Origin of the sequence: Variovorax davisae (assembly GCF_030316845.1) — a bacterium.
Lineage (GTDB): Bacteria > Pseudomonadota > Gammaproteobacteria > Burkholderiales > Burkholderiaceae_C > Variovorax > Variovorax davisae.
The window spans coordinates 59,114-78,091 of sequence record NZ_JASZYS010000002.1; the positions used below are offsets into that span (position 1 = coordinate 59,114).

The window sequence follows — 18,978 nt, forward strand, 5'->3', positions numbered from 1 at the left end:
AGAGCGAACAGAGGAAGCACATGTCCAAAGAGTACAAAGATCTCGTCGTCGGCCTCGACATCGGCACCGCCAAGGTGATGGCGGTGGTGGCCGAGGTGCTGCCCAACGGCGAGCTCAAGCTGGCCGGGCTCGGCATCGCGCCGAGCAACGGGCTCAAGCGCGGCGTGGTCGTCAACATCGACGCCACCGTGCAGAGCATCCAGCAGGCGCTCAAGGAGGCCGAGCTGATGGCCGACTGCAAGATCAGCCGGGTCTATACCGGGATCACCGGCAGCCACATCCGCGGCATCAATTCGAGCGGCATGGTGGCGGTGAAGGACAAGGAAGTCACGCCGGCCGACGTCGCCCGCGTGGTCGAGACCGCGCGCGCGATCAACATCTCGAGCGACCAGCGCCTCTTGCTGGTCGAGCCGCAGGAGTTCGTGATCGACGGCCAGGACGTGAAGGAGCCGATCGGCATGAGCGGCATGCGGCTCGAGGCCAAGGTGCACATCGTCACCGGCGCCCAGAGCGCGGCCGAGAACATCATCAAGTGCGTGCGCCGCTGCGGCCTCGAGGTCGACCAGCTGATGCTGAACCCGCTGGCCTCCAGCCTGGCGGTGCTGACCGAGGACGAGCGCGAGCTCGGCGTGGTGCTGGTCGACATCGGCGCCGGCACCACCGACGTCGCGATCTTCACCAACGGCGCGATCCGCCACACGGCCGTGATCCCGATCGCCGGCGACCTGATCACCAGCGACATCGCGATGGCGCTGCGCACGCCGACCAAGGACGCCGAGGACATCAAGGTCGAGAACGGCTACGCCAAGCAGCTGCTGGCCGACCCCGACACCCAGGTCGAGGTGCCGGGCCTGGGCGACCGGGGCCCCCGCATGCTGAGCAAGCAGGCGCTGGCCGGCGTGATCGAGCCGCGCATCGAGGAGATCTTCTCGCTGGTGCAGCAGGTGGTGCGCGAGTCGGGCTACGAGGAAGTGCTGTCGTCCGGCGTGGTGCTGACCGGCGGCAGCGCCGTGATGCCGGGCATGGTCGAACTCGGCGAAGACATCTTCCTGAAGCCGGTGCGGCGCGGCATTCCGAAATATTCGAGCGCGCTGTCGGACATGGTCGCGCAGCCGCGCGCCGCCACCGTCATGGGCCTGCTCGAAGAAGCGCGCTATGCACGCCTGCGCGGCTTCAAGGTGGCGCAGAAGAACGGCTCGGTGAAGACCGCGTTCGGGCGCTTCAAGGACTTCATCGTGGGGAACTTCTGACATGAACCCCCACTGTCTCTGGCTGGCGCGGGGCAGTCCTCCGCTGCATTTCAACGAGCGATGGCGGCGAACCGGACCTCCGCCCTGACCGCGCTCACCGGCTACCCACAACAAATTCATTCATCAATAAACGGCAACTGCAAATTCAAGGAGTCAGAAAAATGGCTATCGAAATGATCGAGATCGAAGAGTTCAACCAGGGCACCCAGATCAAGGTGATCGGCGTCGGCGGCGGCGGCGGCAACGCGGTCGCGCACATGATGGAGCGAGGCGTGCAGGGCGTGCAGTTCGTCTGCGCCAACACCGATGCCCAGGCGCTGTCGCGCAGCAACGCCCACAAGACGATCCAGCTCGGTACCAATGGCCTGGGCGCCGGCAGCAAGCCCGAGAAGGGCCGCGACGCCGCCGAAGCCGCGATCGACGACATCCGCGAATCGATCGCCGGCGCGCACATGCTGTTCATCACGGCCGGCATGGGCGGCGGCACAGGTACCGGCGCGGCGCCCGTGATCGCGCGCATCGCCAAGGAGATGGGCATCCTCACGGTGGGCGTGGTGACCAAGCCCTTCGACTGGGAAGGCGGCCGCCGGATGACCAATGCCGACCAGGGCCTGGCCGAGCTCGAAGCCAACGTCGACTCGCTGATCGTGGTGCTCAACGAGAAGCTGCTCGACGTGCTCGGCGAGGACGTGACGCAGGACGAGGCCTTCGCCCATGCCAACGACGTGCTCAAGAACGCGGTCGGCGGCATCTCGGAGATCATCAACGAGTACGGCGGCGTCAACGTCGACTTCGAGGACGTCCGCACCGTGATGGGCGAACCCGGCAAGGCCATGATGGGCACGGCCGCGGCCAGCGGCCCGGACCGCGCCCGCATCGCCGCCGAGCAGGCCGTGGCCTGCCCGCTGCTCGAAGGCATCGACCTGTCGGGCGCCAAGGGCGTGCTGGTGCTGGTGACGGCCTCGAAGTCCTCGCTCAAGCTGAGCGAATCGAAGCTCGCGATGAACACCATCCGCGCCTATGCCTCGCCGGACGCGCACGTGATCTACGGCGCCGCCTACGACGACGCCCTCGGCGACGAGATGCGCGTCACCGTGGTCGCCACCGGCCTGTCGCGCCAGGACGCACGCCGCCAGGCACCGACGCTCGAAGTGATCCGCACCGGCACCGACAACATCCCGTTCACCGTGCCGACCCTCGGCGCCGGCACCGGCCACGCCGCCAGCCAGCCGAACTACGACGGCATGGCGGTGCCCAGCGTGTGGCGCACCAACCGCACCATGGCCGCGGCCAAGGTCGATGCGCTGTCGTCGGGCGGCATGGACGATTTCGAGATCCCGGCCTTCCTGCGCCGCCAGGCCGACTGAGGCGTGGCGGGGTGACGGCTATCGGGGACATAGCGAGGCGTGCGGCGCTGCGGACGGCGCGCGCCTCTAAAATGGCCTCCGTGCTGTCCCAACGAACCCTCAAGTCGATCACCCGCGCCGTTGGCGTGGGGCTGCACAGCGGCCAGCGGGTCGAACTCACGCTGCGGCCCGCGCCGGTCGACCATGGCATCGTGTTCCGCCGGGTCGACCTGCCCGAGCCGGTCGAGATCGCGATGACGGCCGAGTCGGTGACCGACACCCGGCTGGCGTCGACCGTCTCGGCGGGCGGTGCCAAGGTCCAGACCGTCGAGCATTTGATGTCGGCCTGCGCCGGACTGGGCATCGACAACCTGCTGATCGACATCACGGCCGACGAGGTGCCGATCCTCGACGGCTCGGCCTCTTCCTTCGTGTTCCTGCTGCAGAGCGCCGGCATCGTGCCGCAGGCGGCGGCGCGGCGCTTCATCCGCGTCACCAAGCCGGTCGAGGTGCGCGAAGGCGAGGGCGCCGATGCCAAGTGGGCGCGGCTCGAGCCTTACCACGGCTACAAGCTCAGCTTCGAGATCGACTTCGACCACCGGGTGGTCAACTTGACCGGCCAGCGGGTCGAGTTCGACCTCGGCAGCGGCTCCTACAGCCGCGACATCGCGCGCGCGCGCACCTTCGGATTCACCAAGGAAGTCGAGTACATGCGCTCCAAGGGCCTGGCGCTCGGCGGCGGGCTCGACAACGCGATCGTGATGGACGATACCAAGGTGCTCAATGCCGGCGGGTTGCGCTACGACGACGAATTCGTCAAGCACAAGATCCTCGACGCCATGGGCGACCTGTACGTGATCGGCCGGCCCCTGCTGGCGGCCTATAGCGCCTTTCGCTCCGGCCATGCGCTCAACAACAAGCTGCTGCGCGAGCTGCTCGCCCATCCGGAAGCCTACGAGGTCGTGACCTTCGACGACGAGAAGCGGGCCCCGGCCGGCTTCGCCGAAGTCGCGCGCGCCTGGTAGCGCGGCGCCGCCGATGCTGCTGTTCCGCTGGGCCATCCTGCTGCTGCTGCTGGCGGCCGGCGTCTCGTTCGCGTTCTATGCCGGCACCGGGCAGCTCAAGTACCGGCGCTTCGGCTGGATCGTGCTCAAGTGGACCTTGCTGGCGGCCTTCGGCTTCTTTGCGGTGCTGATCGCCGAGCGGGCTTTCTGAGACCTTGCGGGACAGACCAAGAAACTGCGCAGCAGTTTTTGCTCTGTCCTCAACTGACTAGATCTCAGCGCGTCCGGCCGTCCCGATAGCGCCCGCTGGTGCTGCGCCCCAGGACCGTCGCCTGCCCGAGCCGCGCCAGCGAAGCGCCCACGTGGGCATGCGTGATCGCGATGCCGAGCGCATCCGCCGCATCGCTGCCCGGCAGCCCCGGCAGATGCAGCAGCCGCTTGACCATTTCCTGCACCTGCGCCTTGGCGGCCCGCCCGTGGCCTGCCACGGCCTGCTTCATCTGCAGCGCCGTGTATTCCGACACCGCAAGATCGCGCGTCACCAGGGCCGTGAGGCAGGCGCCGCGGGCCTGGCCCAGCAGCAGCGTGGACTGCGGATTGACGTTGACGAAGATGATCTCGACCGCCGCCGCGTCGGGCTGGTAGCGCGCCGCCAGTTCGCCGATGCCGTCGAACAGCACCTTCAGCCGTGCCGGCAGCTCGCCCGTGCCGAGGTGGCGGGTGCTGATGGTGCCGCTGGCGACGTAGCGCAGCGCGTGGCCGTCGACGTCGACCACGCCGAAGCCGGTGGTCTGCAGTCCGGGGTCGATGCCGAGGATGCGCATGCGTTCAGACCTGGAAGTACCAGCGTACGGCGTGGAAGAACACCGGCGCCGCGAAGCACAGCGCATCGACCCGGTCGAGCAGGCCGTTGGCACCGGTCACGCCGACGCCGCGCCGGCCCCAGTTGGGAATGCCGCGATCGCGCTTGAGCGCCTTCATCACCAGGTGGCCCATCGAGCCGGCCACGCAGGCGATCAGCGACATCGCGAAAGCCTGGCCGAACTTGAACGGCGTGATGAAGGAGAACAGGCCGCCGACCACGCCTGCGATCGCCATGCCGAGCGCCCAGCTGGTCCAGTTGAAGCTGCGGCTCACGTTCGGGGCGAAGGGCGGCTGCATGAACAGCCGATGCCGGACCGCGCCCAGCAGGCCCGGCAGGCGCTCGGGTGCCGGCGCGCTCTCGTCCGGCATCGCCTTGCGCCGCGACACCAGGTGCTGCACCAGCATGCAGCTCTGGACCACGATCACCAGGAAGAAGACCAGGAAGGCGCTCTTGCCCTCGTAGCCCGGGAAGGACAGCAGCAGCAGCGCCGGCACATGGCTCATGCCGTAGACGCAGACCATGATCCCCCATTGCAGCTTGGCGTTGCGCTCGAGGAAGTGGCTCGGGTCGTCGGCCAGTGCGCTCACGACCGGGATGGCGAGGAACACGTAGACCGGGATGAACACCGTGAAGAGGTCGAAGTGCGCGGTCGCCACCAGCCAGAACTGGATCGGCAGCACCACGAAGAAGGCCAGGATCAGGCTGCGGTGGTCGCCGCGCCGGGTCGGCGACAGCGTGATGAATTCGCGCAGCGCGAGGAAGGCGATCAGTGCGAACAGCAGCGTCGCCACCTTCTCGCCCAGTGCCCAGCCGACCCAGAACACCACCACCATGAACCAGGTGGTGCTCAGCAGGGCGCGGAAATGCCGCAGCTCGCGCTGCCAGATCTCGTCGTGGACCGGGTTGCGGCGCTCCCTGAAGCTCAGCATGAAGGCGACGGTGCTGACGATGAACAGCAGCCCGAAGACGATCACGAACAGGGCCGCGACCTGGTGCGTCGGGGAGAGGTTGCGCAGGTACTGGTTCATCTAGACGTTCCGCAGCGCCACCACGGCCTCGCGCGCCCGGTCGAGAAAGGGCCGGCGTTCCTCGCCTTCCTCGAGCCGGACGGGGGCGCCGAAGGTGACCGAACACAGGATCGGCACCGGCACCACCTCGCCCTTGGGCATCACGCGCTGCACGTTGTCGATCCAGGCCGGCACCAGCACGACCTCGGGAAACATCTGGGCCAGCGTGAACAGCCCCGACTTGAACTTCTGCGGTTCACCGGTGTGGCCGCGCGTACCCTCGGGGAAGATGATGATCGAGTAGCCGCTCTGCAAGGCGTCGATCAGCGGCTGCAGCGGCGCCAGTGCTTCGGCGCTGCCCGGCGGCGCGAGCGGCGAAGGCTCCGGTTCAGGCGCCGGCTGCGACAGCGGGATCTCGAACTGGGCGCCGGCAGGCTCGGCCGCGGCGAATGCGTCGGGCGCCTCGTCGAGCGAGGGTTCGATCCGGACCGCGGCAGGTGGCTCGGGCGGCGCCGGCGGCACCACCGGCGCCGCGCCGCCGCGCTCGACATAGATCGCATGGAACACCTCGGTCGTGATCCAGCGCTTGAAGGGCGTGTTGGCCCAGTAGTCGCGCGCCGCGATCGGCCGCGTGATGCCGCGCAGCTCCTCGGGCAGGGCGGCCCAGATCATCACGAGGTCGAGATGGCTCTGGTGGTTGGCGAAGTAGATGCGCTGCTCGGCCTTGGGCGGGCAGCCCCACCAGCGCGCCTGGGCGCCGGTGAGCAGCCGGATCAGGCCCAGCAACCCCCAGCCCGTGAACTTTGCAAGCAACATGGTCCGATGATACGGGGCCGTCCTCAGGGCAATTCGGCCGCCGGCATGCGCGCGGCGATCGTCGCCGTGCGGCTCGCCAGATAGCCCGATCCCTGCCGGCGCTCGAAGAACTTCGGGCTCGGCAGCATCACGGCCAGCCGGGCCGCCTCGTTGACGCCGAGGCGTGCGGCGGGCTTCCTGAAGTAGTGCTGCGCCGCCGCCTCGGCACCGAAGATGCCTTCGCCCCATTCGACGTTGTTGAGGTAGATCTCGAGGATCCGCTCCTTGCTCAGGAAGGTCTCCAGCGCCGTGGCCAGCACCAGCTCCTGCCCCTTGCGCAGCATCGTGCGCTCGCCCGACAGCAGCAGGTTCTTGGCCAGCTGCTGCGTGATGGTCGAGCCGCCGCGCAATGGTGCCGGCCGCGGCGCCTTGCCGCGCGCGCGCAGCTGGGCGGCGCGCCTGGCGGCGATCTCCTCGGCCTTGGCATTGCGCTGCCGGGCCCGCTCGATGGCCTCCCACTCCACGCCCTGGTGGTAGATGAATTCGCTGTCCTCGCTGGCGATCACGGCGCGCTTGAGGCTGTCCGAGATCTGGCTGTAGGGCACCCACTGCTGGCGCCATTCGCGTTCGCCGTTGCTGCGCCCCTGGGTCGCGAGCTGCCAGGCCTCGGAGCGCTGGAAGGTCGTCGACTGCGGGTCGATCACCGCCATCGCGGCGATCCGGAGGATGAAGAACAGCTGCAGCGCGAAGACCGCGATCAGCACGCAGCCGAACCAGCGCAGGGCGGCGATCACTTGGCCTCGACGAGGGCGCGCAGCTCGGCCAGCACCGCAGCGGTCGGCGGCCGCTCGCCGCGCCAGATCTCGAAGGCCTCGGCGGCCTGCTCCACCAGCATGCCGAGGCCGTCGCGCGGCACGGCGCCGTGGGCACGGGCCCAGTCCATGAAGCCCGCCGCGGCCGCGCCGTACATCATGTCGACCGCCAGTGCACCGGGCTTCAGCACACTGGCCGGCACCGGCACTTCGCCGCCGGAAAGGCTGGAAGCGGTGGCGTTCACCAGCACGTCGAAGCGGCCCGGCACGCTGTCGAGCGCCTGCGCCTCGAGCGCGACCCCATGCTGCAAGGCCAGCGCCGCATGCCGCTGCACCAGCGCGATCGCCTTGGACAGGGTGCGGTTCGCCACCACCACCCGGCGCGGGCCGGCTTCGAGCAGCGGCCCCAGCACGCCCGCGCTGCCGCCGCCCGCGCCCAGCAGCAGCAGCTCGCTGCCCGCCAGCGCGACGCCCGCGTGGATCCGGATGTCGTTGACCAGCCCGATGCCGTCGCTGTTGTCGCCGTGCACGCCGTCGTCGCGGAAGCTCAGCACGTTGACCGCCTGCGCCAGCGCCGCGCGCGGCGTCAGGTGCTGCGACAGGGCCGCCGCCTCGAACTTGAAAGGCACCGTCACGTTGCAGCCGCGCGCCGTTCCCGTGGTCTGAGCGCGGAAGGCCGCCACCGCGCCGGCGAAGTCGTCCAGCGGCGCCAGGCGGCGGCCGTAGTCCAGCTGCTGTCCGGTCAGCTCGGCGAAGCGGGCATGGATCCAGGGCGAGCGGCTGTGCTCGACCGGGTGGCCCATCACGCAATACAAGTCGGTCATGGTCTGTCCGCTCATTGTCGGGACGAGAGCTGGGTCTCCAGCGTCTCGTCGCGGGTGAACTTGAAGCGCGAGGGCAGCACGATCTGGTCGGTCTGGCGCCGCATCGCGTCGGTGAACTTGCCGAAGCTGCCGATGCTGCGAACGATCGCCTGGGCGCGCCGGTCGAGCGTGCGGTCGCCCGAGCCCTCGACGATGTCGGTCGCGAGGATCGAACCGTCGTGGTTGACGGTCACCATCATCGTCAGCTCGCCGTACAGCTTCTTGCCCGCCGCTTCGGGGAAGTTCTCGGTGCCGCGCACCTCGATCTTGCGCCGCAGCGCGTCGACATAGGCCGCGTAGGCCGCCTCGCGGGTGGCCGGGCTGATGTAGCGCTTCTTGGGCCGGGCGTTCTCTTCGTTGACGCGGCGCTCGATCTCGGCCAGCAGCTCGACCAGCTGGCGGCGCTTCTCTTCGCGTGCCGCGCTCTCGCTCGGGTTGCCCTTGGCGCGCGGGTCGGGCACCGGCATGTTGGCCAGCTGCTGCTTGATCTGGGCCAGCAGCAGCATCTGCTGCTGCTGCATGGCCTCGACCTGGCGCTGGGCGTCCTCCATCGAATCGCCGATGGCGGTGAAGGTGGAGGGCGGCAGCGGACTGGTGGCGCGGCCGCGCTCGAGGTCGCCGCCGCCGGCCAGCGAGGCCTGGGCGATCGCGCGCGCCTTGTCGGGTCGCTCGTTGGTCCGGGCGTTGACCAGGATCACCTCGAGCGGCGTCTCCTGGAACACCCGGTTGAAGGTCTGCGGGTCGACGAAGCGGACCGCCAGCAAGGCGGCATGCGCGGCGACCGACAGGCCGAGCGCGATCTGCAGCGTGCTGAGGTCGCGCAGGTTCATGCCGGTGCGTTCTCCGGCGCGGCCTCGCTGTCGGCGAGGTCGACCGCGATGGCGATCGGCCCGGCGACTTCTTCCTCGTCCTCGCCGCTGTCGTCCGCGGCGGCATCGGCCGGTGCGGCATCGAGCCGTTCGATGACCGTGCCATGGACGTCGAGCGCGATCTCGTCGACCTCGCCGAGCCGCACGCGCACCCGCGCGCCGCGCTGCAGGCCTTGCGTGCCGGTCACCTCGAACACCAGCGGCAGCTGGTCGGCCCGCGCCAGGGCGCCGTTCGGCAGCTCCTTGATGAGCGTCGCCTCGAGCTCGGTGATGCCTTCCTGCTGCAGGTACTTGAGGGTCCAGAAGCGTTCCATGCCGCCCTGGTGGCCGTTGTAGGTGCTGTAGGCAGCGTCGAAGCCCGAGAGGATCGAGAACAGGTCGGCATCCTTGGGCTTGAACGGCGCCGCCAGCGCGGCGGTCTTGCCGTGGCGCGCCGCCGCGATGATCTGCCACTGGTTGACGAGGTCGGTGTAGCGGCGCAGCGGCGAGGTGCTCCAGGCGTAGCTCTTCACACCGAGGCCCGCGTGCGGCAGCGCCCGCGTGCCCATGCGCACCTTGATGCCGGGCGCCAGGCTGGCCTGGCTGCGGTAGAGGCCGGGGACGCCGAGCTCGCCGAGCCATCCGCCCCAGCTGCTGTTGGCCAGGATCATCGCCTCGGAGACGATCAGGTCGAGCGGCGCGCCGCGCTGGCGGGTGCCGATCTGCACCTGTTCGTTGCCGGTCGGCTCGCCGTCGTTGCCGAGCAGGCGGAAGGTGTAGTCGGGCCGGCTGAAGTTCTCGGGCTTGCCGCGCACCACCTCGCGCTGTGCCTTCAGCTGCTTCGCCAGCCGGAACAGGAAGGACAGCGGTGCGCGCAGCGGCGCCAGCGTCTCCGGGGTCTCCGCGGCGCCGACGGAGGCGTCTTCCAGCCATTCCTGGCTGATCACCGTGTCGAGCTGGTCATGGCGCAGGTTGGCGACGATCGGCACCCGTTCGAGCCGGGTCTCGGTGCCTTGGAGCGCCAGCGTCTCTTCGTCGAATGTGGCGTAGAGCGAGACGGCCGGGCAGTCGCGGCCTTCCTGCAGCGTGTAGGCCTCGACCACGTGGTCGGGCAGCATCGTGATCTTGTGGCCCGGCATGTAGACCGTCGACATGCGCGCGCGCGCCATCTGGTCGATGGCGCTGCCCGGCACCAGGGCCAGCCCGGGCGCCGCGATGTGGATGCCGACCACCACGGTGCCGCTGCCCAGCCCCTGGACCGACAGGGCGTCGTCGATCTCGGTGGTCTGCGAATCGTCGATCGAGAAGGCCTGCACCGCCGCCAGCGGCAGCTCGTCGGCGATCGCCGGCGCCTGCAGCGCCGGAAAACCGGTGCCCTTCGGGAAATTCTCGAACAGGAAGCGGCGCCAGTGGAACTGGTAGGCCGAATCGATGGCGCCGGCCTGCTTCAGCAGCTCGAGCGGCGGGCGCTGGGTGGCGCGGGCGGCGTCGACGACCGCCTTGTATTCGGGCGCGTTCTTGTCCGGCTTGAACAGGATCTTGAACAGCTGCTCGCGCACCGGCGCCGGGCAGACGCCCGCGGCCAGCTGGCCGGCCCATTCGGCGATCTGGGCCTGCACCAGCTTCTTCTTCTCGATCGCGGCCAGCGCCTGCTGGATGATCTCGGCCGGCGCCTTCTTGAAGCGGCCCTTGCCGGCGCGGCGGAAGTAGTGCGGGGCGTCGAACAGCCCCAGCAGCGCCGCGGCCTGCTGGACCAGCGTCGGACGGGCCTGGAAATACTCGGTCGCCAGCTCGTCGAAGCCGAATTCGCCCTCGGGCGCGAATTCCCAGGCGAGGTCGAGGTCGACCGTGGCGGCCAGCGCGCGGCCCTCGGCGATCAGCTCGGCCGGCGCCGGCTTCTCGAAGCGCAGCACGATGTTGGCGCACTTGACCTTGACCCGCTTGCCGGTCTCGAGCTCGACCTGGGCCGAGGCCTCGGCCTCCGACAGGACGCGGCCGCCCAGGTATTTGCCGGCTTCTTCGAACAATACAAACATGGCGCGGATTCTCCCATGGGCAGCGGCGCAGGCCGCTCAGACCGGGTCGATGAAGGCCAGAACGTCGTCCAGGTGCTGGGTTTCGAAATCCGAAAGCGCGTGGTCGCCGCCTTCGAGCAGCTGGATCCGGCTGCCCGGGTAGCGGTCCGTCATGTCGCGCCAGTCGAGCACCTCGTCGCCCTTGGCGATGATCGCGAAGACCTGCTCGGGCCGGTCCAGCGGCCCGACCTGGAGCGCGCGCAGCTCGGCGATGTATTCGGGGCGGAAATGGAAATGCTCGGACGGGTCGTGCCAGAGGGTCTGGTCGCCGATGTGGCGCACCAGGTCGCGCGCCGGGTCCACCGCCGGATTGAGCAGCACCGCCCGGCAATAGGTGGTGGCCGTGACATAGGTGGCGTAGAAGCCGCCGAGGGACGAGCCCACCACCGCCATCGAGCTGCGCGGCCAGCCGGCGATGCCCCGCATCACGAGCGCGACCGCCTCGCGCGGCGAGGGCGGCAGCTGGGGGCACCACCAGTGCAGGTTGGGGTGCATTCTGGCCACGCGCTGCGCCATCTGGCTGGCCTTGGTCGACCGGGGCGAGGAGCGGAAGCCGTGGAGGTAGAGCAGGTGGGTGGTGGGCGGCATGCCGCGATTATCCGGAACCGGGCCCGGAATTGGCCCTGGGGCCCATCCGGAGGCCTTCGGGCGGCGATAATCCCGACCCCATGTCGGCCGTCTTCAACCAACCTTCGCTCGCGCGGCGCCTGTTGCCCGTGTTCCAGGGCTTCGACGGTTTCCTCGCCTTTGCCGTGCTGCTGCTGGGCTGCGCCGGCATGCTGACCATGTATTCGTCCGGCTTCGACCACGGCACCCGCTTCGTCGACCACGGCCGCAACATGCTGCTGGCCGCCTTCATCATGTTCGTGGTGGCCCAGGTGCCGCCGCAGCGCCTCATGATGGCCGCCGTGCCGATCTACACCCTCGGCGTGGCGCTGCTGGTGGCGGTGGCGCTGTTCGGCATCACCAAGAAGGGCGCCCAGCGCTGGATCAACGTCGGCGTCGTGATCCAGCCCAGCGAGATCCTCAAGATCGCGATGCCGCTGATGCTGTCCTGGTGGTTCCAGCGCCGCGAGGGGCAGCTGCGCCCGCTCGACTTCATCGTCGCCACGCTGCTGCTGGCGGTGCCGGTCGGCCTGATCATGAAGCAGCCCGACCTCGGCACCGCGCTGCTGGTGCTGGCCACGGGGCTGTCGGTGATCTTCTTCGCCGGCCTGTCGTGGAAGCTGATCGTGCCGCCGGTGGTGATCGGCATCGTCGCGGTGGCGCTGATCGTCGGCTTCGAGTCCCAGCTGTGCGCCAACGGCTTCGACTGGAAGATCCTGCACGACTACCAGAAGCAGCGCGTCTGCACGCTGCTCGACCCGACCAAGGACCCGCTCGGCAAGGGCTTCCACATCATCCAGGGCATGATCGCCATCGGCTCCGGCGGCATCGGCGGCAAGGGCTTCATGCAGGGTACCCAGACCCACCTGGAGTTCATCCCCGAGCGCACCACCGACTTCATCTTCGCCGCCTATTCCGAGGAATTCGGCCTGGCCGGCAACCTGGCGCTGATTGCCGCCTTCATCTTCCTGATCTTCCGCGGCCTGGCGATCGCGCTCGACGCGCCGACCCTGTTCTCCCGGCTGCTCGCCGGCGCGGTCACCATGATCTTCTTCACCTACGCCTTCGTGAACATGGGCATGGTGAGCGGTATCCTGCCGGTGGTGGGGGTGCCGCTGCCCTTCATCAGCTACGGCGGCACCGCCATGGTCACCCTGGGGCTGGGGCTGGGCATCCTCATGTCCATCTCGCGCGCCAAGCGATTGATACAAAGCTGACCCCCAGGCTGGCTCACTGCGTGTAGCCGCCCACCCCCTTTCAGGGGGCGCAGTCAGCGGCCCGGCGAAGCCGGTTCCGCGACTGCCCACGAACAGGCGTGCGCTGCGCGCCGCCGCAGATCAAGCACGGCGCCTGCCTTCTATCGGCCGGCGCAGCCAGGCCCGTTGGTGGAACACCGCGGCACCGGCTTTGCCGGGCCGCGGGTGTTGCCCCCGGCAGGGGGTGGGAGCGCTACACGAAGTGAGCGCGACCTGGGGGGGAGCCATAGAATGCCTCGATGATTTCCCGCGAACCCACCATCGAGCGCCTCGCCACGGCGCAGAACCTCCTGCTCACGCCCTTCGGTCTCGACGAATCGCACCTGTCGCGTGCGCTCGCCGAAATCAAAGCGCACAAGGTGGACGACGCCGATCTCTACTTCCAGTACACGCGCAGCGAAGGCTGGAGCCTGGAAGAGGGCATCGTCAAGACCGGCAGCTTCAGCATCGACCAGGGCGTGGGCGTGCGCGCGGTCAGCGGCGAGAAAACCGCCTTCGCCTATTCGGACGACATCTCCGAGGCCTCGCTGCTCGATGCGGCGCGCACGGTGCGCAGCATCTCCTCCGCCGGCAAGACCGCGCGGGTCAAGGCGCCGGCGCGCAAGATCGCCGGCAGCCGCTCGCTCTACAACGGCATCGACCCGATCTCCACGCTCGACAGCACGGCCAAGGTCAAGCTGCTCGAGAAGGTCGAGCAGCTGGCCCGCTCGCGCGACCCGCGGGTGGCGCAGGTCATGGCCGGCCTGGCGAGCGAGTACGACGTGGTGCTGGTGGCGCGCGCCGACGGCACGCTGGCGGCCGACGTCCGGCCGCTGGTGCGTCTTTCGGTCACCGTGATCGCCGAGCAGAACGGCCGCCGCGAAGTCGGCTCGGGCGGCGGCGGCGGCCGCTTCGGCCTGGCCTACTTCGACGACGCGCACATCGCCGAATACGTCGACCAGGCCGTCAAGTCGGCGCTCACCAATCTCGATTCGCGGCCGGCGCCGGCGGGCGAAATGACCGTGGTGCTCGGCCCCGGCTGGCCCGGCATCCTGCTGCACGAAGCCATCGGCCACGGGCTCGAGGGCGATTTCAACCGCAAGGGGTCGAGCGCGTTCTCGGGCCGCATCGGCGAACGGGTCGCGGCCAAGGGCGTGACCGTGCTCGACGACGGCACCATCGCCGACCGCCGCGGCTCGCTCAACGTCGACGACGAGGGCAACGCGACCCAGCGCAACGTGCTGATCGAGGACGGCATCCTCAAGGCCTACATCCAGGATTCGCTCAATGCCCGCCTGATGAAGGCCAAGCCGACGGGCAACGGCCGCCGCGAGAGCTATGCCCACGCGCCGATGCCGCGCATGACCAACACCTACATGCTGGGCGGCAAGCGGGTGCCGGAAGAAATCGTCGCCAGCATCAAGAAGGGCCTCTACGCCACCAACTTCGGCGGCGGCCAGGTCGACATCACGAGCGGCAAGTTCGTGTTCTCGGCCAGCGAGGCCTACTGGGTCGAGAACGGCAAGATCCAGTACCCGGTCAAGGGCGCGACCATCGTCGGCAACGGCCCCGACGCGCTGACGCGCGTGACCATGATCGGCAACGACATGGCGCTCGATTCGGGCGTGGGCACCTGCGGCAAGGAAGGCCAGAGCGTGCCGGTGGGCGTCGGCCAGCCCACGCTTCGCATCGATGGCCTGACGGTCGGCGGTACCGCCTGAAATGGCCCCCACGCTCCGTCACTTCGTGTACTCGCTGCCCCCCGAGGGGGCCGCAGGCCGCCTTGGGGCGGCCCGGCGCCGGCCTTTTCTGTGCTAAAGTCTTTTCCCATGTCCGCAGCTCGCGCTTATTACTTTGCCTTCTTTTGGTTCCCGGTTTCCGGCGGACGAGAGGCGCGCGCGACGCTCAAGTAGAGCAAGCAGACAGCAGAACCTCCCAAAACCGCCGGTGCCCCAAGCACCGGCGGTTTTTTTTTGCCCCACCGACACCCAGACCCATCGAAGGAAGCACACATGAGCACGAAAGCCGCCCCGCCCAGCGACACCTGGTACGCGAACGTCGAGAAAACCAGCCGGACCGACGACGAACGCATCAAGGACATCACTGTGTTGCCTCCCCCCGAACATCTGATCCGCTTCTTCCCGATCGCCGGGACGCCGGTCGAGTCGCTGATCACCGGCACCCGCCATGCGATCCACAAGATCATGGCCGGCAAGGACGACCGCCTGCTGGTCATCATGGGTCCGTGCTCGATCCACGACCCGGCCGCCGCGCTCGACTACGCGCGCCGCCTGAAGGTCGAGCGCGACAAGCACGCCGGCACGCTGGAGATCGTGATGCGGGTCTACTTCGAGAAGCCGCGCACCACGGTGGGCTGGAAAGGGCTCATCAACGATCCCTACCTGGACGAGAGCTTCCGCATCGACGAGGGCCTGCGGATCGCGCGCCAGCTGCTGATCGACATCAACCGCCTGGGCCTGCCGGCCGGCAGCGAGTTCCTGGACGTGATCTCGCCGCAGTACATCGGCGACCTGATCTCCTGGGGCGCGATCGGCGCCCGCACCACCGAGAGCCAGGTGCACCGCGAGCTGGCCTCGGGCCTGTCGGCACCGATCGGCTTCAAGAACGGCACCGACGGCAACATCCGGATCGCCACCGACGCGATCCAGGCGGCGGCGCGCGGCCATCACTTCCTGTCGGTGCACAAGAACGGCCAGGTGGCGATCGTCCAGACCAACGGCAACCGCGACTGCCACGTGATCCTGCGCGGGGGCAAGGCGCCCAACTACGACGCCACCAGCGTCGCGGCGGCCTGCAAGGACCTCGAGGCGGCCAAGCTGCCGCCCAAGCTGATGGTCGACTGCAGCCATGCGAACAGCAGCAAGCAGCACCAGAAGCAGATCGAGGTTGCGCGCGACATCGCGGACCAGGTCGCGGGCGGCAGCCACAGCGTGTTCGGCCTGATGGTCGAGAGCCACCTGAAGGCCGGGGCGCAGAAGTTCACGCCCGGCAAGGACCCGATCGACGCGCTCGAATACGGCCAGAGCATCACGGATGCCTGCCTGGGCTGGGAGGATTCGACCCAGGTGCTGGACATCCTCTCGCAGGCGGTCAAGAAGCGCCGCGGCTGAAACACCGGGCCGGCGCCGGCCTGGCTCAGATCAGGGCCGCCAGATCCGGCCAGTGGTGGCGCAGCAGCGCCGCCTCGTCGCCGTCGGGCTGCATGAAGGCGAAGTCGTCGAAGTCGAAGCCCGGTCCGACGGTGCAGCTCACCAGCGTGTAGTCGGGGCCCGCCGGCCCGACGATCGGCCGCGCCGCCTGCCACTGGCCGGCCGGCACGGTGTGCTGGGGCCGGGTGCCGTGGACGTCGACCGGGCCGAGTCGCAGATGGGCCGGCGGTGTGCGCAGGGCCGCGTCGCTGGTCCACAGCGCCAGCGGCGCGCCTTCGACATGGATCCAGACCTCGTCGGACTGCACCCGGTGCCAGCGCGAATGCTGGCCGGCTTCGAGCAGGAAGTAGATGGTGGTGAGCGCATCGCGCGCCGCCCGGCCGTCGGCCGGCATCACCTGGGCCGCAGAGCGGAACATCTCGCGGTACCAGCCGCCCTCCGGGTGGGGCTGCAGCTGCAGGGTCTCGATCAGTTGGCGTGCGCGCATAAGTCGCTCATTGTGGCGCGCGCAGCGCCGAAAGCAGCTTCTCGTGCACGCCGCCGAAGCCGCCGTTGCTCATGCAGACGATGTGGTCGCCGGGTCGGGACGCCGCCGCGACCTGCGCAACCAGCGGCGCGATGGCATCCGCCACGCGGGCCCGCGCGCCCATCGGCGCCAGGGCCGCGCCGGCATCCCAGTCGAGGCCGCCGCTGTGGCAGAAGGACAGATCCGCGGCCTCCAGGCTCCAGGGCAGCTGGGCCGCCATGGTGCCCAGCTTCATCGTGTTGCTGCGCGGCTCGAACACCGCGAGGATGCGGTCCTGGCGGTGCCCGGCGGCGTCGAGCTTCTGGCGCAGGCCGTCGAGCGTGGTGCGGATCGCGGTCGGATGATGGGCGAAATCGTCGTAGACGGTGATCGTCCCCGTGGCGCGCTCCACGCTGCCGCGCAGTTCCATGCGCCGCCGCACGTTGCGAAAGCTGGCCAGGGCGTCGGCCGCCGCGGCCGGCGCGACGCCGACATGCTCGGCGGCGACGATCGCCGCCAGCCCGTTCATCTGGTTGTGCAGGCCCGACAGCGCCCATTCGACCCGCCCGACCCGCTCGCCGCCGCGCAGCACGTCGAAGGCGTCGTGCGGGCCCGCGGCCTGCCATTCGCCGCCGGCGCCGAAGCGCGCGAGCTCGCTCCAGCAGCCCTGGGCCAGCACGCGCTGCAGGCTGTCCTCGGTGGCGTTGACCACCACCCGCCCCCGGCCGGGGACCGTGCGCACCAGGTGATGGAACTGCCGCTCGATCGCCGCCAGGTCGTCGAAGATGTCGGCGTGGTCGAATTCCAGGTTGTTCAGGATCGCGGTGCGTGGGCGGTAATGGACGAACTTGCTGCGCTTGTCGAAGAAGGCCGTGTCGTATTCGTCCGCCTCGATGACGAAGGGGGCGGCTGCATCGGTGCCCAGCCGGGCCGAGACGCCGAAGTCGAGTGGCACGCCGCCGACCAGGAAGCCCGGCGCCCGGCCTGCGCGCTCGAGGATCCAGGCCAGCATCGAGGTGGTGGTGGTCTTGCCGTGGGTGCCGGCGACCGCCATCACGTGGCGTCCCTGCAGCACCTGCTCGGCCAGCCACTGCGGACCGCTGGTGTAGGGCGCGCCGGCGTCGAGGATGGCCTCCATCAGGGGGAACTTGGGGCTGCCATCCGCCAGCCGGGCCCGGGAGACCACGTTGCCGACCACGAAGACGTCCGGCTTGAGCGCCAGCTGGTCGGCGCCGAAGCCCTCGATCAGCTCGATGCCGAGCGCGCGCAACTGGTCGCTCATCGGCGGATAGACGCCGGCGTCGCAGCCGGTCACCTGGTGGCCGGCTTCGCGCGCAAGTGCCGCCACCCCGCCCATGAAGGTGCCGCAGATGCCGAGAATGTGAATGTGCATCGGTCGATTCTAGGGATGCGCAGGGGCCATCCGCATGCAAGCCGCGCAGTCCGGGCAAAATGGACCGATGGACACGTCGAAGCAGGAAATCGCCGCCACCGCGGCCCGCCTCGTGGTCGAGGAGGGGCTCGAATACGGACCCGCGAAGCGCCGGGCAGTGCGCGATCTCGGGCTGCCCGCGCGCACCGCGCTGCCGAACAACGATGAGGTCGAGGCCGAAGTCCGCGACTACATCCAACTTTACTGCGCCGACACCCAGCCGCAGGAGCTGCATGCGCTGCGCCTGCTGGCGCTCGAATGGATGGAGCGCATGGCGCAGTTCCGTCCCCATGTCGGCGGCGCCGTCTGGCACGGCACCGCGACGCGGCTGTCGGACATTTATATCCAGCTGTTCTGCGACGACTCCAAGTCGGCCGAGATCGCCTTGATCGATCATCACGTCGACTATGAGCCGCGGATGGTCACCGGCTTCCACGGCGAGCAGGTCGAGGCGCTCAGCGTGCATGCCGCCAGCCGCGCGCTGGGCGAGGAGATCGGCGTCCACCTGCTGGTCTACGACCTGGACGACCTGCGTGGGGCGCTGAAGCCCGACACCCAGGGCCGGGTGCCGCGCGGCAACCTGGCGGCGCTGCGGCGTCTGATGGAAAAAGAAAAGGACAACGGATGACTTCGAGCCCGACGCGCCGAGGCTGGCTCTATGGGGGCGTGGCGCTGGTCGCTGCGGCCGCCGGGGTCGGCGGCGCCTGGTGGACCCAGCGCCGTGGCGCGGGCGGCGGCGAGAAGCTCGACGCGGCCTTCTGGGCTCAGCGTTTCGAGCGCCCCGAGGGCGGCGAAGTGGTCTTCGACAGCCTCCGCGGCAAGCCGCTGGTGGTCAACTTCTGGGCCACCTGGTGCCCGCCCTGCGTCGAGGAAATGCCGATGATCGACGCTTTTTTTCGTGAAAATGCCGGCAACGGCTGGCAAGTGGTCGGTTTGGCCATCGACCAGCCCAGCGCCGTGCGCAAGTTCCTCGCCAGGACGCCGGTCAGCTACCCGATCGGGCTGGCCGGGCTGCAGGGCACCGACCTGGTCAAGCAGATGGGCAACACGGCGGGTGGCCTGCCGTTCACCCTGGTGATCGATGCGGGAGGCTCGATCGCGGCGCGTAAAATGGGAAAGCTCGACGCCGGCGACCTTCAAGCATGGCGACGGGCCTAGTTCACGG

At 69.1% G+C, this 18,978-nt stretch carries 19 protein-coding genes; 9 read left to right on the forward strand and 10 right to left on the reverse strand.

Going from position 1 to position 18,978, the window contains the following annotated elements; genetic code table 11:
- Positions 1–20: 20 nt before the first annotated feature.
- The 4 genes from ftsA to QTI33_RS04580 all read left to right on the forward strand — a co-directional run bounded on the left by ftsA (position 21) and on the right by QTI33_RS04580 (position 3,811).
- On the forward strand, positions 21–1,250 hold the full coding sequence (ftsA, locus tag QTI33_RS04565; RefSeq protein ID WP_286368870.1) for a cell division protein FtsA: 1,230 nt from the start codon (positions 21–23) through the stop codon (positions 1,248–1,250).
- 161 nt (positions 1,251–1,411) lie between these two features.
- Positions 1,412–2,617 (forward strand): cell division protein FtsZ, encoded by a 1,206-nt coding sequence (gene ftsZ / locus QTI33_RS04570; protein ID WP_286504598.1) that lies wholly within the window; start codon positions 1,412–1,414, stop codon positions 2,615–2,617.
- Positions 2,618–2,697: 80 nt separating this feature from the next.
- A complete protein-coding gene (gene lpxC / locus QTI33_RS04575; RefSeq protein ID WP_286504599.1) occupies positions 2,698–3,621 on the forward strand; it encodes a UDP-3-O-acyl-N-acetylglucosamine deacetylase in 924 nt (307 codons plus the stop codon).
- A 13-nt stretch (positions 3,622–3,634) separates the two neighbouring features.
- The gene (locus tag QTI33_RS04580) at positions 3,635–3,811 is read left to right on the forward strand and encodes a hypothetical protein (protein ID WP_286504600.1); all 177 of its coding nucleotides are present in this window, start codon (positions 3,635–3,637) and stop codon (positions 3,809–3,811) included.
- A gap of 64 nt (positions 3,812–3,875) precedes the next feature.
- Here the strand turns inward: QTI33_RS04580 and ruvC are convergent, their stop codons facing one another.
- From ruvC to QTI33_RS04620, 8 genes are read right to left on the reverse strand one after another with little or no spacing between them, the layout of a single operon-like run.
- On the reverse strand, positions 3,876–4,424 hold the full coding sequence (gene ruvC / locus QTI33_RS04585) for a crossover junction endodeoxyribonuclease RuvC (RefSeq protein ID WP_286504601.1): 549 nt from the start codon (positions 4,422–4,424) through the stop codon (positions 3,876–3,878).
- Positions 4,425–4,428: 4 nt separating this feature from the next.
- A complete protein-coding gene (locus QTI33_RS04590) occupies positions 4,429–5,493 on the reverse strand; it encodes a phosphatidate cytidylyltransferase (protein ID WP_286504602.1) in 1,065 nt (354 codons plus the stop codon).
- Positions 5,494–6,285: a lysophospholipid acyltransferase family protein gene (locus tag QTI33_RS04595; RefSeq protein ID WP_286505129.1), complete on the reverse strand. Its 792-nt coding sequence runs from the start codon at positions 6,283–6,285 to the stop codon at positions 5,494–5,496.
- Positions 6,286–6,311: 26 nt separating this feature from the next.
- On the reverse strand, positions 6,312–7,061 hold the full coding sequence (gene mtgA / locus QTI33_RS04600) for a monofunctional biosynthetic peptidoglycan transglycosylase (protein ID WP_286504603.1): 750 nt from the start codon (positions 7,059–7,061) through the stop codon (positions 6,312–6,314).
- A complete protein-coding gene (aroE, locus tag QTI33_RS04605) occupies positions 7,058–7,918 on the reverse strand; it encodes a shikimate dehydrogenase (protein ID WP_444814808.1) in 861 nt (286 codons plus the stop codon). Before aroE ends, mtgA begins: the two co-directional genes overlap by 4 nt.
- On the reverse strand, positions 7,915–8,772 hold the full coding sequence (locus QTI33_RS04610; RefSeq protein WP_286504605.1) for an energy transducer TonB: 858 nt from the start codon (positions 8,770–8,772) through the stop codon (positions 7,915–7,917). Before QTI33_RS04610 ends, aroE begins: the two co-directional genes overlap by 4 nt.
- Positions 8,769–10,826, reverse strand: coding sequence for a ribonuclease catalytic domain-containing protein (locus tag QTI33_RS04615; protein ID WP_286504606.1), 2,058 nt, complete (start codon positions 10,824–10,826; stop codon positions 8,769–8,771). Before QTI33_RS04615 ends, QTI33_RS04610 begins: the two co-directional genes overlap by 4 nt.
- 36 nt (positions 10,827–10,862) lie before the next feature.
- A complete protein-coding gene (locus QTI33_RS04620; protein WP_286504607.1) occupies positions 10,863–11,453 on the reverse strand; it encodes a YqiA/YcfP family alpha/beta fold hydrolase in 591 nt (196 codons plus the stop codon).
- An 80-nt stretch (positions 11,454–11,533) separates the two neighbouring features.
- On the opposite strand from QTI33_RS04620, the gene rodA reads away from it, so the two are divergent.
- From rodA to QTI33_RS04635, 3 genes are all read left to right on the forward strand, one after another.
- Positions 11,534–12,688: a rod shape-determining protein RodA gene (rodA, locus tag QTI33_RS04625; protein WP_286504608.1), complete on the forward strand. Its 1,155-nt coding sequence runs from the start codon at positions 11,534–11,536 to the stop codon at positions 12,686–12,688.
- 278 nt (positions 12,689–12,966) lie between these two features.
- Positions 12,967–14,427, forward strand: a complete 1,461-nt coding sequence (gene tldD / locus QTI33_RS04630; protein WP_286504609.1) for a metalloprotease TldD — start codon at positions 12,967–12,969, stop codon at positions 14,425–14,427.
- A 291-nt stretch (positions 14,428–14,718) separates the two neighbouring features.
- Entirely contained in the window at positions 14,719–15,837 is a 1,119-nt protein-coding gene (locus QTI33_RS04635) for a 3-deoxy-7-phosphoheptulonate synthase (RefSeq protein ID WP_286504610.1), read from the forward strand.
- A gap of 25 nt (positions 15,838–15,862) precedes the next feature.
- Here QTI33_RS04635 and QTI33_RS04640 read toward each other — a convergent pair whose 3' ends face one another.
- Positions 15,863–16,363, reverse strand: a complete 501-nt coding sequence (locus tag QTI33_RS04640; RefSeq protein WP_286504611.1) for a cupin domain-containing protein — start codon at positions 16,361–16,363, stop codon at positions 15,863–15,865.
- Between the two features lie 7 nt (positions 16,364–16,370).
- Entirely contained in the window at positions 16,371–17,774 is a 1,404-nt protein-coding gene (gene mpl / locus QTI33_RS04645; RefSeq protein WP_286504612.1) for a UDP-N-acetylmuramate:L-alanyl-gamma-D-glutamyl-meso-diaminopimelate ligase, read from the reverse strand.
- A gap of 67 nt (positions 17,775–17,841) precedes the next feature.
- On the opposite strand from mpl, the gene QTI33_RS04650 reads away from it, so the two are divergent.
- Together QTI33_RS04650 and QTI33_RS04655 are read left to right on the forward strand one after the other, a co-directional pair.
- Complete coding sequence (locus QTI33_RS04650; protein WP_286504613.1) at positions 17,842–18,441, forward strand: hypothetical protein; 600 nt, start codon at positions 17,842–17,844, stop codon at positions 18,439–18,441.
- Positions 18,438–18,971 (forward strand): TlpA family protein disulfide reductase, encoded by a 534-nt coding sequence (locus QTI33_RS04655; protein ID WP_286504614.1) that lies wholly within the window; start codon positions 18,438–18,440, stop codon positions 18,969–18,971. The genes QTI33_RS04650 and QTI33_RS04655 overlap by 4 nt, the downstream gene beginning before the upstream one ends.
- The last annotated feature ends 7 nt before the right edge of the window (positions 18,972–18,978 follow it).